General features: G+C 48.3%; 19 protein-coding genes. 5 read left to right on the top strand and 14 right to left on the bottom strand.

Annotated features, from left to right (window positions below):
• Positions 1-17: 17 nt before the first annotated feature.
• The 12 genes from MHZ89_RS09630 to MHZ89_RS09575 form a co-directional block, all read right to left on the bottom strand.
• A complete protein-coding gene (locus MHZ89_RS09630; RefSeq protein ID WP_311782810.1) occupies positions 18-413 on the bottom strand; it encodes a single-stranded DNA-binding protein in 396 nt (131 codons plus the stop codon).
• The gene (locus tag MHZ89_RS09625) at positions 403-1,041 is read right to left on the bottom strand and encodes an HNH endonuclease (protein WP_311782809.1); all 639 of its coding nucleotides are present in this window, start codon (positions 1,039-1,041) and stop codon (positions 403-405) included. Before MHZ89_RS09625 ends, MHZ89_RS09630 begins: the two co-directional genes overlap by 11 nt.
• Positions 1,041-1,652 (bottom strand): ERF family protein, encoded by a 612-nt coding sequence (locus MHZ89_RS09620; protein ID WP_311782808.1) that lies wholly within the window; start codon positions 1,650-1,652, stop codon positions 1,041-1,043. The genes MHZ89_RS09625 and MHZ89_RS09620 overlap by 1 nt, the downstream gene beginning before the upstream one ends.
• A gap of 8 nt (positions 1,653-1,660) precedes the next feature.
• Positions 1,661-1,831 (bottom strand): hypothetical protein, encoded by a 171-nt coding sequence (locus tag MHZ89_RS09615; RefSeq protein ID WP_311782807.1) that lies wholly within the window; start codon positions 1,829-1,831, stop codon positions 1,661-1,663.
• On the bottom strand, positions 1,828-1,977 hold the full coding sequence (locus tag MHZ89_RS09610; protein ID WP_311782806.1) for a hypothetical protein: 150 nt from the start codon (positions 1,975-1,977) through the stop codon (positions 1,828-1,830). The genes MHZ89_RS09615 and MHZ89_RS09610 overlap by 4 nt, the downstream gene beginning before the upstream one ends.
• A 267-nt stretch (positions 1,978-2,244) precedes the next feature.
• Entirely contained in the window at positions 2,245-2,751 is a 507-nt protein-coding gene (locus MHZ89_RS09605) for an HNH endonuclease (RefSeq protein WP_311782805.1), read from the bottom strand.
• A gap of 34 nt (positions 2,752-2,785) precedes the next feature.
• On the bottom strand, positions 2,786-2,926 hold the full coding sequence (locus MHZ89_RS09600) for a hypothetical protein (protein ID WP_311782804.1): 141 nt from the start codon (positions 2,924-2,926) through the stop codon (positions 2,786-2,788).
• Between the two features lie 21 nt (positions 2,927-2,947).
• A complete protein-coding gene (locus tag MHZ89_RS09595) occupies positions 2,948-3,169 on the bottom strand; it encodes a hypothetical protein (protein ID WP_311782803.1) in 222 nt (73 codons plus the stop codon).
• Between the two features lie 111 nt (positions 3,170-3,280).
• Entirely contained in the window at positions 3,281-3,406 is a 126-nt protein-coding gene (locus MHZ89_RS09590; protein WP_311782802.1) for a hypothetical protein, read from the bottom strand.
• A gap of 176 nt (positions 3,407-3,582) precedes the next feature.
• Complete coding sequence (locus MHZ89_RS09585; protein WP_311782801.1) at positions 3,583-3,894, bottom strand: hypothetical protein; 312 nt, start codon at positions 3,892-3,894, stop codon at positions 3,583-3,585.
• 56 nt (positions 3,895-3,950) lie between these two features.
• Positions 3,951-4,628, bottom strand: a complete 678-nt coding sequence (locus tag MHZ89_RS09580; protein ID WP_311782800.1) for a phage antirepressor KilAC domain-containing protein — start codon at positions 4,626-4,628, stop codon at positions 3,951-3,953.
• 2 nt (positions 4,629-4,630) lie between these two features.
• Positions 4,631-4,951: an antitermination protein N gene (locus MHZ89_RS09575; protein WP_311782799.1), complete on the bottom strand. Its 321-nt coding sequence runs from the start codon at positions 4,949-4,951 to the stop codon at positions 4,631-4,633.
• A 328-nt stretch (positions 4,952-5,279) separates the two neighbouring features.
• Between MHZ89_RS09575 and MHZ89_RS09570 the strand changes: the two genes are divergently transcribed.
• A complete protein-coding gene (locus MHZ89_RS09570; RefSeq protein ID WP_033748118.1) occupies positions 5,280-5,486 on the top strand; it encodes a hypothetical protein in 207 nt (68 codons plus the stop codon).
• A gap of 474 nt (positions 5,487-5,960) precedes the next feature.
• Here MHZ89_RS09570 and MHZ89_RS09565 read toward each other — a convergent pair whose 3' ends face one another.
• Entirely contained in the window at positions 5,961-6,908 is a 948-nt protein-coding gene (locus MHZ89_RS09565) for a P63C domain-containing protein (protein ID WP_311782798.1), read from the bottom strand.
• A gap of 299 nt (positions 6,909-7,207) precedes the next feature.
• Positions 7,208-7,840, bottom strand: coding sequence for a LexA family transcriptional regulator (locus tag MHZ89_RS09560; RefSeq protein ID WP_239315308.1), 633 nt, complete (start codon positions 7,838-7,840; stop codon positions 7,208-7,210).
• A 98-nt stretch (positions 7,841-7,938) separates the two neighbouring features.
• Between MHZ89_RS09560 and MHZ89_RS09555 the strand changes: the two genes are divergently transcribed.
• The 4 genes from MHZ89_RS09555 (at position 7,939) to MHZ89_RS09540 (ending at position 10,175) form a co-directional block, all read left to right on the top strand.
• Positions 7,939-8,157, top strand: a complete 219-nt coding sequence (locus MHZ89_RS09555) for a helix-turn-helix domain-containing protein (protein ID WP_239315307.1) — start codon at positions 7,939-7,941, stop codon at positions 8,155-8,157.
• A gap of 139 nt (positions 8,158-8,296) precedes the next feature.
• Positions 8,297-8,584 carry a CII family transcriptional regulator gene (locus tag MHZ89_RS09550; RefSeq protein WP_311782797.1) on the top strand — a complete coding sequence of 96 codons (288 nt, stop codon included), beginning with the start codon at positions 8,297-8,299 and terminating at the stop codon, positions 8,582-8,584.
• A 20-nt stretch (positions 8,585-8,604) separates the two neighbouring features.
• On the top strand, positions 8,605-9,297 hold the full coding sequence (locus tag MHZ89_RS09545) for a GIY-YIG nuclease family protein (protein ID WP_311782796.1): 693 nt from the start codon (positions 8,605-8,607) through the stop codon (positions 9,295-9,297).
• Positions 9,297-10,175: a hypothetical protein gene (locus MHZ89_RS09540; protein ID WP_311782795.1), complete on the top strand. Its 879-nt coding sequence runs from the start codon at positions 9,297-9,299 to the stop codon at positions 10,173-10,175. Before MHZ89_RS09545 ends, MHZ89_RS09540 begins: the two co-directional genes overlap by 1 nt.
• Position 10,176 lies beyond the last annotated feature (1 nt).

Genomic DNA, 10,176 nt, shown 5'->3' with positions numbered 1-10,176 from the left:
CTTAGTGGAGGGTTAAATCAGAAGGGGATCCGCTCATCATACTGGTCATCTGATGTAGATGGCCCACGAGATTGCTGCTGGTTTGGTGTTGAAGCAGTAGAGCCCTTTGATGAAAAGTCCAAGTGGTTGACTATTAGAACTGGCATACTTCTTTTCTGTCCTTGATTGTCTTCCCACTCTTCAATCAGGAATTCCCCAACCACTGTTACCTTGGCCCCCTTGATTAGGTGCTGCGGTAGTTTTTCCGCCTTAGTGCCGAACATTTTGCAGGTAATCCATGTGGTCTTTTCGTGATCGCCAAATCCCTGCTTCACTGGCAACGAAAATTGAGCAACCGGCTTTCCTGCTGGCGTCCATCTTTGCTCGCAATCTTTCCCTATATTCCCGCTGAATGTGCAGTTATTAATAGCCAATGTAGTCTCCTTTTAATGCAGCTCTAATTGTGTCTTCACAGACACCGAATTGCTTCGCTATCTGCCTTTTTTGAACGCCTTCACCTCGCCCGTTTTTGGCGACAAACTTCATGGACCGTATTTGCTGTACTTGCTCTTTGGACAGGATTGGCTGGTGATTCAGGTTGGCGCTGCTTATCGGGTTGTGACGATTTCTTTCCTTCATGTCCCGCATATTGTCTTTTTGAGTGCCAATCTCCAGGTGATTAGGGTTTGTGCATTCAGGGTTGTCGCATTTATGCCTTACGACCATTCCTGGCGGTATCTCTCCATGATGCAGTTCGTAGCTAACCCGGTGAGCTTTCTCCTTTCGCTGTTTTGAGCTTCGACCAAGCCTTCCTGACAGAATCCCATAGCCTTTATCATCCTTTGTCCCAGTCCATCGCCAGCACTTATCTGCTCCCAGCTTTACCTGCCTTTCCTCTAGTCTTTCGAAAATTGGTTTAGCTCTGATTTTGGCGAAATGTACTGAAACACACTTGATTGAACAGAAGCAGCGGTCAATCCACTGAGATTCTGAATCCCCATAACTCTCAACGAATTGAGCGCCGCACTCTTTGCATAATTTAGAGCGACGCTTCTTGGTCATTAGGCTGTAGCTCCTTCAAGCTCTGACTTTTTGATTTCGTACACCTCCTGCGCCTTAGCCTGCTCTGGTTTGCCTTCCAGCATCTGCCAGGCTTTGGCGAAAGCAGTTTTCAGTTCAGGGAGGGTTGACTTGGTATGCGCCGCTTCAGTGAAAGCCTTCAGGACAGCTTCAGGTGTCGGTGCTGGTTTCTGCTGCGCTGGCTGCTTCGCGCTGTTCTGCTGATGCTTGTGCTCGTCCGTGTCTGCATCTTTCGCGTCGTCAATGCCGAACAATCCATTCAGGCAGTATTTGCGAGCGTATGAGCTGGTTGCGCCAGTAACTTGCGCAGCGTCCATTCCTTTCTTGTCAGAAGCTTCACGCGCCATTGCGGTGGCGGTATGTGTGGTTTCGCCATCGGTGATAGAAGCCGCGGCTTTGACGTAGTAGCGATCGCCAATGAGAACAATTTCGTCAGAGATAGACAGGAACAAGCCATTGAGCAGCGGCTTTACCGCTTCAAGAATGTCTTCGCAGCTTCGGTATTTGTATTTCCCGAACGTGTTTTCCTGATTCTTTGGGGCATTCAGCGTGCGCTGTATTTCAGCCAGCTTGGTGTAGAACTCCTTACTCACGATTCACCTCAAAACGGGCATGGCCCGAGAAAGTATTTGCTGTTAATTCGCTCGCAGCGGGAAAGGTTAAGAGCTGCGAGCATCGACTTGCGCATGCCGTTGCGACGATAGTGGATAGCGTTAAGGACATGCTGGTGACGCATAGCGCGGCTTTCTTCGATTGTTGTTGCAAGGCTCATTTCTTCACTCCAGGGCAGGCCATTTCATACAGAGCGCGGAAGAAATCGAAGCCCTGCAAGCGCTCATACTCTGCCTGCTGCTTTTCTTCACGCTCCTTCGCCTCCTGCTGCTTGCGGTACTGCTCAACTGCTGCCGGCGCGTTCATGGCTGACCGACCTGATTTACTGACTGAATCAGGCGCTCTACAAGCTTCTGCAGGCGGCTCTTCGGCTTCCACGACATAACGTCGGCGCCGGTTAATTTGAATGCGAACATGGTGTCTTGTGGGCAGCCCGATGCTGCCCCTGCGAAAGAAAGACGCATGGGGATACCTCATTGAATTAGTGGTTGGTGTCAAAAAGATGGGCACCATTGCTGTGCCCATAGGGAGTGTTACTGTCTGGTTATTTCAAGCCCTCTAAAGGCGTTGGATTTAACTTGGAGAAAAATCCCCGAAATACTTAACTTCGGCCATTTTTCTTGCTGCAGCTGCCTCATCTAGCGTTTTGAAGTAACCCAGACTCAATTTTTTATCTTTAACCTTAATGTGGGCACGCCATCTGCCATTTGCTTTATAAAATGTCACGCCGGTTACGCCAGAGCTGGAATTGGATGGCACCTTCCTGTTGACAGAGTTTTCAGCCCTGTTTGCCTCCCGAAGATTGCCCCATCTGTTGTTATGCTTATCCCTATCAATATGATCGATGAATTCCGCAGGCCACCTTTTTGTCATATAAAAGAATGCCAATCGATGAGCTGCATGTGTTTCTTTGTCTATCGCGATCACGACATAATTCTTCCCCTTGCTTCCAGCCACATCGCCGGCCTTTATGGAAAAAGAAGGCGATATCTTCCATGTAAACAATCCAGTATCGGGAGAGTAATCAAGCACAGAGAGAAGATAACTGTGCTTCAAGTACTTCTCATTTTTTCTCGTCATCTTCTATCTCCTGTCGTGACAAGCCATTGCGCTGCTACTTGACCATTGATTTTGCTTTCTTAATTGCTACTGCGCGTGAGTGACCTGCTGCCATCAGCGACTTAACAACGCTGCGACGTTCATCTGAACGCTCTGCCTTATTGCGCGTTTTGAAAACTTTTCCCCAATCGTTCATCCTCTCTCTCTCCTGTAGTGGTTACTGGCCCCGCGCGCGGAGCATTGCGTCGGCCATTTGGTATGCGCATTCAGCGTAGTAATCGAAATCGCCAGGCTTCTCTTCACCAGTAACCGAACCATTAAGAGACCCAATTACTGCGTGCATCAGTTTTGCTGCGAAGTAGTCGCGCAGCGTCATGCCTAATGCACCCTTATTGCCGATGTGATACGGAAAAGCTGAAACATCTTTTTCTTTACTCATCTCATCCTCCTAAATAACCCGCCACCATAAGCGCCCCGGTGACTATCCAGCAGATAATCCAGTCTGTGTTGCTCATGTTGGCTCCAGTAAAAAGAAACCCGCTCGGAGCGGCTATTCAAAGACCTGTTTAGCTTTGAGCAACCAAACGTAAGCCATCATCTGCACCGCCTTTGCGTCAGCTCCATCAATGTTTTGCTCTGCCATCCACTTAGCAAACTCAACTGCTTTCTGTTCCATAACTACCTCGCTCTCTACGTTGTTGGCCTGAATTCAGGCAATAAAAAAAGGCTGCCGTGGCGACCTGTATTCGATTCGATGCCTGCTTTTAACCACATCAGGCGAGGTGGTTCCTGCTATTCCCCAACAGCAGAAATCTGTATAAAATCTGAACTCCCCAACAGTAAAGAAAGGAACTAATTATGCTGGAGAGTAAAACTTTGAAGGTCGCCTGCCCGGATTGCGGCAGCGAGCTCATCAAGCGGCCCGATGATTTTGACTTTGACAGTAATTTCACTGACGTCTCCTGCGCCGATTGTGGTCGTGAAATCACTCGCGACGACGTTGTCCAGCAGGGTGCTGACGTGGCTAAACAGCAAATCGATGCTTTGTTCAGGGATGCTTTCAAGGGAACCGGCTTCAAGCTTAAGTAAATCAACCAGACCCTTAACCTGTTCAATTAAATCACTGGCGTCTATCCGTATGGACGCCTTCATTTCACCCGCCATAACTACCTCGCCGTTACGATGTCTTTAGATTTGCGATAGCCAATAAAAACCCACCATCAGGCAGCCGATAATTTATATTCAGCAACCAGTCCAGCCACGTACGTGACACCCTTCGTTGTGAACCGGGCCTGAGTGAAGGCGTGCCCGTTATCTGCCTCACCCGTCTTGACGACAAAGCGTCCGGCGTCGATGTGATTCTGATAAGGGGTAAGCTGGCCGCCCAGCCGGTACATCACGCTTTTTTCAACCAGCACCGTGCGCACCAGATGCTCTTTCTCGTTAAGCGCCTTGCACACCTGACGGAAACCGAAGGTGCCGGATGCGTCAGCGTAGCGGTCATAGAATTCTGCCTTGGGTGCGGCGATTGCCAGCTGGTTCTGAAGCACCTGACGCTGCTCAACCTCAGCAGTGAGAGCCTTCAATGCCGACAGATAATCAGTGGGAAGACTGTTGCTGCGCTCAAGCTCCTGCCAGCGAGTGACAATTGCGTGTCTCAGCCGCACGTTGTAACCAGCAACAAGGGTCAGAGTTAAGTCTTTGGGAAGGTTAAAACATCTGTACTCCTGCCCATTTTGTTTATTTATGTAGGTGTCCTCAAAACTGAGGAGGCCCACCCCAAGCTCAGTCAGCATGCTGGTGATGTCTCGCATTACATTGTCGTGCCGCTTCTCGCACAACTCCGCAATTTCCAGACTGGACATCTTCATTTCTTCATTTCCGACCACTGTTAACATACTCACCCCCGTGCCGTTACGATGTCTTTAGATTTGCGATGTCCTGCTGCGTAGACAGCAACATGCGGTAAGCACATGCCGTCCTGCACCTCACCGCCCATGTATTTCGCGGCACCCGCCAGAATCTGCTTGTGATATTCGGTCTCGGTTTCGACGGCTTTAACTACGCGGTCAGCTGCCGGTCGCTTGCACTGCAATACAACGCGGCTTGGAGTGGGGCGGTGTAACGCTTCTGCGCTAACGCTGGCTTCACTCTGAAGGTGAGCGCGGCGTTCACGACGACGACCTGAAGCTGAACCAGAGAATTGAGTTCTGCGTGTCATAGATACCTCCTGAGTGAATTTTGGCGATGGTGCTTATCCATCCCAAAACTCACGCTTTGGTACTAACTGGCTTTTCAGCCACGTAGGTGATCCGTCACCGTTGTTAAAAGAGCGTGCTATCCGTTTCGTACTGCGCCAGCGTCCTGCTGATGGATTAAAGATACAGATAAAACTGTATTACCGTCAACAGATAAAACTGTAAAATTGATATGAAAATACATATATATATGTATTTAAACGGAAATAAATTTTCTACAGCCGCAAAAATCCCGCACAAAGCTGGACTCAGTGCTACGATTTCATGGCTTAACAGGAGGAGGTTGGTGGCATGAGAAACAAAGATGTGGCTGACTTGCACAGGAAGATGATGCCTGAGGTGGGAGAGGTTCTTGGTAGGGGGACTATGGAGCTGCTGAGGGAGGGGCGGGCGATAACTAATCTGGCAATAAAGGAGAAGATAACAGGTCTTTATGCTGATAAAGCAGATGACATAGTAGTGCAGATGGCGCTGGCTCTGCTGTCGACGACGCACTGACGGTGCAGGTCAGGATTGCGGGCAAAAAAAACCGCCAGACCAGCGCTGGCGGTAACTTGTCGAGCAACAAGCAAAGTGATGGATATATTTCACTTTCATTATTGGCCGATATTTTTTTACCTGCAAGCGTAAGCGGCAAAAAAAGCCCGCACACGGCGGGCAAGAGTGATGCGGACAATCAGCTTGTTCCGGCCCTGAGGCCGTGTCTCTCTGGACATTAGTGTTATCGGCACGGCAGGAGATAGCTTTAGGGGTGGGCATGAAAAACCCGGTGCGGTGGCGGGTGCAGGAGTGGCAACGAGTTCACCATTGGTAAACCGTTTACCATTAATGACATCGTTAACCATAGGGATCGGTGTGGCGGGCAAAACTGAAGGTATTGAGATCTTCTACTGGTATATCAACGAGATAGGGTGGCGGTCATATGGGGATCGGCGCAATAAAAAACCCGGCGCTGTGGCCGGGGTAAGTTCTTCATTCTGTTACGTCTGATGCATCAAGGTCAGCGCCCTTCAGAACCGGGTGAACGCGTTCGAGTAACTCAATAAAATCATCATAATTATCACAGACTTTCATCAATGTTACGATCCCAGCAAATCTTTTCTGGAGCATTTCATTGCCAACGCCTTCAGAAAGAAATTGATGCATTTTTGCACCTTGTTTATTGGCCCTTGCCCGCTCCTCTTTGAGGATGGCTTTAAGGTCCGGAGCCATTCGGTCATAAGTGATATTGTTAACTAAATGACCGAAATACTGAGGCTTTCGCATATTTGCTTTAAAAGGTACACCACGTAATCGACATAACTCCTCGAAAAACTCCGGTGGGTATACCCTTACCCAGGGTCGCATCTCTTTTGCAATGAACTGCTCAAGTAACTTGGCAAGCTCATCACGCTCTCGCTCTTTTTGATAGCCAGTTGCTTCGTCAACAAGGGCTACAGCACCAACACGAGCTAATGCCTTATAAAGCGCCTCTGCTTTTCTGGCCGTATTGAGATGATGCCTCTGTTTTAAGGCTCCATCTTTTTCTGCTGATAACCAAACCTCGCATAGCTCAGGAAGAAGAGTAGCATCTAATCCATACGCGGCGCCCACACCTGAGGTATTTTTGAAAACGATAGGCTCTGAAATAGCGTCTCGCAGCTCATCAGAAATGTAAGGTTGCAGTTCAGCTGCCTGTAAAACATATGGAAGCTGGCCAGCCTCACCACCTGGTACCCATCTTGGCATTTTTGAGCCTACAGATACTCCAAATGTCTCAGCGAGACCATTGTTACCCTGCATTGAAACAACTCGTCTACCATCAGGAAGCACGGCACACGAAACCCCTGTAGACATTAATCCAGTATGAGTTGGTTTTGGTGCGGATCTCACAGCAGCAGAGACGGCCGCTGCTTTAACTGCCCTTTTCTTAGGGTCCATATTTTGTGCCTCATTTGTGGGTGTGATGGCACTTTAGCTAATAAAAAATTAGCTGTAAATAGTAGCTAAATTATAATTTAGCTATATTTCAGGTCTTTTCTGGTAACTTATTGATTGTACTGTAATAATAAGTATTAACTTTTTTAGCTTAGTTTGGTTTTAGCTAAGATTATTAGCTTATATACATCAAGCAAAGGATTTGGATCTTTCACAAAAAAGGCCGCATCTCTGCGACCTCTTCTCACCCAAACGTCTCTTCCGGCCACTGAGCCTTAACCACCTTACCGATGATGCGTATGCTATCTTTTGCGGCGGTAAATGCGGTGCTCAACCATGGTACCGATGATCTGGATGCGCTTTTCAATGCTGCGCATTACTGGGTAATCATCATTCAGGGGGAGTAATTCAAAGTGCTGTCTGCCATCTTCTGCAAGAGTAGTTGGGCGGTACTTTTTAAAGGTGGCTTCATGCTCGCCGTTCTTCGCAACAACAAATTCTCCAGGTGCAGGCTCTATTTCCGGATCGACGATAATGACATCGCCAGCCTTAAAATCAGGCTCCATAGAGTCGCCTATAATCTTTAATGCAAAGGTATATTGCGACCAGTCCATATCAGTCATGACGTACTCACACGAGCCATCAAGCGCTTCTATAGGGCCTTTAGTAGCCATCTCTCCAGCTTGTACATAGCTGATCAATGGAATCCTCCTTGTGTTCACCTCGCTAACAGGCTGGAAGTTACCACCATTAACTAGCCATGACGGATCACAGCTAAGAGATTCAGCAATACCCACAATGTTGCGCGGCTTTAATGTTTTACCTTCCTCAATACTCGCCCAAGACTGCTGCCTGATACCAGCCCTTTCTGCGGCTTCAGCCTGAGTTAGGCCCAACTCGGCCCTTCTTTGCTTTACTCGTTCTGCAAGGCTCATAGCATCCTCTCCATTTCCTTACATCCTCACAGTTAAAGCTGTATTTGACAAACAGAAGTAACTGTTAGACAATACAGATAAAACTGTGGAGGTGAGTAATGGACACAATTTCTCAACGCCTCAAACAGAAGCGCATGGAGTTAAATCTGACACAGGCGCAATTAGCTGAGAAAGCTGGAATGAAGCAGCAATCAATACAGCAAATTGAAGCAGGTTCCACACAACGCCCGCGCTTCTTGTTTGAACTTGCCGCAGCCCTCCAGTGCGACCCGCTCTGGTTACAGTACGGCAAGAAACGCGGCTCTCGAGCCGCTTAAGCAACACCGCTCTTTTTACAACGGACATGAAGTCCTACGTCGCTGAAAAGCGAAATCCAAACGAAACAACAAATGGTTCGTGGCAATAGCTGCGGCTTTGTCACGTCTAAACACTTAACCAACAAGAGAATTATCCAACATGGACATTGCAAAACACAGCAAAAGGATTCGCGAGGTAGAAAGCGAAATGCGATCCCGCCTGGTAACTATGGGGCAGGGCAATTTCGCAAAAATGGCCGGATGGGCTGACTCGAAAGTTAGCCGGTTAAACATCCACGACATGGCCGTGACGTTCGTTCTTCTGGAGAAGGTATGGGAGACGAGCTTAATCAGGGAAGTGGCAAGGCAGGCTGTAGAAGCAGTGATGCCTAAAAAGCAAAAAGCCCCGGCGGCAACCGAGGCTTCTCAAATCACTATCGAATTCTGAACAAATTCACAGGAGACATTATGCACTTGGAGCCTATAGAAAGGCAACATGGCGTGCTTAAGGAAATGAACATTCCTGCAAATTTCAGGATGGCTGGTTGGGTATACGTTCTTAGCAACGACTTTATGCCTGACATCTACAAAGTCGGCATGACAACGACCAGCCCTGAAATACGCGCCAAAGAGCTTTCGTCTGCAACTGGGGTTCCGGCCCCCTTTAAAATAGTTGCTGCTTACCACTGCAATGACCCAGCACAGTCAGAGCGAGACGCTCACGAAGAGCTTGCCAGCTATCGCATAAATGAGTCGCGTGAGTTCTTCAAATTAGAAATTGAAGAGCTAACCGACGCTTGCGAAGCGTGCTGCGAAGCCAATGTGAATCGCTCTGTGCAAGACCTAGCTAATGACTACCACATCATCTCTTTTGAAAAGCTAGATCACCTCAATCTTGCATCTCTTTTTGAGGATATTGGGCTGAATGTGTTTGGCGACAAAATGGCAATTGCCGAAAGGCTAATCCGCCTTGGCGCCGAAAGGGTATTTAAGGTGATGACTGACAATTATCAGTCTCTCGTCCTCAATGAAAACAAAGCATATGCCATAGAAAACAGCGATAGCCAGTTCTTCACCCTTATGGAGGAAGAACAAGCCAGGTATGAAGCTGAAAAGCTTGCAGCTGGAATCTATGGCCCTCAACTACCGGTGGACTTCTAATGGCCAGATCTCGAAACATCAAACCAGGCTTTTTCACAAACGATGAACTGGCCGAATGCTCTCCGCTCGCTCGACTGCTTTTTGCAGGGCTGTGGACAATTGCTGACAAAGAGGGGCGCTTAGATGATCGCCCTAAGAAGATTAAGGCTCTCGTTCTGCCTTTCGATAATGTGGACTGCGATGAATGCCTGAAGCAACTTCATGACCGCCAGTTCATCAATCGCTATACAGTTGAAGGCAACGCCTACATCCAGATTTCGAACTGGAAGAAGCACCAGAATCCACACTGCAAGGAAGCACCTAGCGAGATACCAGAACCATGCGCATCACAACCTGAACCGGAAGAAGCACCAGTAAAGCACGATGCTGAACCGGTAGAAGAAGCAGACATTAAGCCTCAAGTTATTGAAAATACAGAAGCACCAGAAAAGCACGGTGCAAGTACGGTGCAAGCATCAGACGAGAACAATTTAAATCCTGCTGATTCCCTTAACCTGATTCCTGATTCCCTTAACCTGATTCCCTATAACACCCAAGCCGCTGACGCGACTTGCGAAGGGGAAAGTCAGGCGACGGTTCATGCCATGTCAGGTCGCTATGCATTCGAAGGAAATATCGTTCGGCTAAATCACAAGGACTACGAAGCCTGGAAGCTGCTCTATCCGAACATCGACCTGAACTACGAATTGCAGAAGCTGGATATCGAATTCACGCATGAGAAGCCAAAGAACTGGTTTATCACTGCAAGCCAGAAGCTCAGCTACCAGAACAAGCAGGCCGCATCAAGACCAGCGCAGCCAGCGCGCCGGGCAGTGAACGAAAACTTCTCGTCTAAAAATTACGGCACCACTGAAATGCCAGCCTGGATGGAGGGTTAAC

Origin of the sequence: Pantoea sp. ACRSB (assembly GCF_022346905.1) — a bacterium.
GTDB classification, from domain to species: domain Bacteria; phylum Pseudomonadota; class Gammaproteobacteria; order Enterobacterales; family Enterobacteriaceae; genus Pantoea; species Pantoea piersonii.
The sequence above is the reverse complement of the archived record's forward strand: the minus strand, read 5'-3'. Positions and strand labels throughout refer to the sequence as shown.

Bases quoted from the DNA above. Each gene is read 5' to 3' on its own strand.
- MHZ89_RS09545 (WP_311782796.1), top strand. From the start codon at position 8,605: ATGCACTTGGAGCCTATAGAAAGGCAACATGGCGTGCTTAAGGAAATG.
- MHZ89_RS09540 (WP_311782795.1), top strand. From the start codon at position 9,297: ATGGCCAGATCTCGAAACATCAAACCAGGCTTTTTCACAAACGATGAA.
- MHZ89_RS09550 (WP_311782797.1), top strand. From the start codon at position 8,297: ATGGACATTGCAAAACACAGCAAAAGGATTCGCGAGGTAGAAAGCGAA.
- MHZ89_RS09595 (WP_311782803.1), bottom strand. From the start codon at position 3,169: ATGAGTAAAGAAAAAGATGTTTCAGCTTTTCCGTATCACATCGGCAAT.
- MHZ89_RS09610 (WP_311782806.1), bottom strand. From the start codon at position 1,977: ATGAACGCGCCGGCAGCAGTTGAGCAGTACCGCAAGCAGCAGGAGGCG.
- MHZ89_RS09590 (WP_311782802.1), bottom strand. From the start codon at position 3,406: ATGGAACAGAAAGCAGTTGAGTTTGCTAAGTGGATGGCAGAGCAAAAC.
- MHZ89_RS09625 (WP_311782809.1), bottom strand. From the start codon at position 1,041: ATGACCAAGAAGCGTCGCTCTAAATTATGCAAAGAGTGCGGCGCTCAA.
- MHZ89_RS09575 (WP_311782799.1), bottom strand. From the start codon at position 4,951: ATGACACGCAGAACTCAATTCTCTGGTTCAGCTTCAGGTCGTCGTCGT.
- MHZ89_RS09555 (WP_239315307.1), top strand. From the start codon at position 7,939: ATGGACACAATTTCTCAACGCCTCAAACAGAAGCGCATGGAGTTAAAT.
- MHZ89_RS09585 (WP_311782801.1), bottom strand. From the start codon at position 3,894: ATGGCGGGTGAAATGAAGGCGTCCATACGGATAGACGCCAGTGATTTA.
- MHZ89_RS09560 (WP_239315308.1), bottom strand. From the start codon at position 7,840: ATGAGCCTTGCAGAACGAGTAAAGCAAAGAAGGGCCGAGTTGGGCCTA.
- MHZ89_RS09570 (WP_033748118.1), top strand. From the start codon at position 5,280: ATGAGAAACAAAGATGTGGCTGACTTGCACAGGAAGATGATGCCTGAG.
- MHZ89_RS09600 (WP_311782804.1), bottom strand. From the start codon at position 2,926: ATGAACGATTGGGGAAAAGTTTTCAAAACGCGCAATAAGGCAGAGCGT.
- MHZ89_RS09605 (WP_311782805.1), bottom strand. From the start codon at position 2,751: ATGACGAGAAAAAATGAGAAGTACTTGAAGCACAGTTATCTTCTCTCT.
- MHZ89_RS09580 (WP_311782800.1), bottom strand. From the start codon at position 4,628: ATGTTAACAGTGGTCGGAAATGAAGAAATGAAGATGTCCAGTCTGGAA.
- MHZ89_RS09565 (WP_311782798.1), bottom strand. From the start codon at position 6,908: ATGGACCCTAAGAAAAGGGCAGTTAAAGCAGCGGCCGTCTCTGCTGCT.
- MHZ89_RS09615 (WP_311782807.1), bottom strand. From the start codon at position 1,831: ATGAGCCTTGCAACAACAATCGAAGAAAGCCGCGCTATGCGTCACCAG.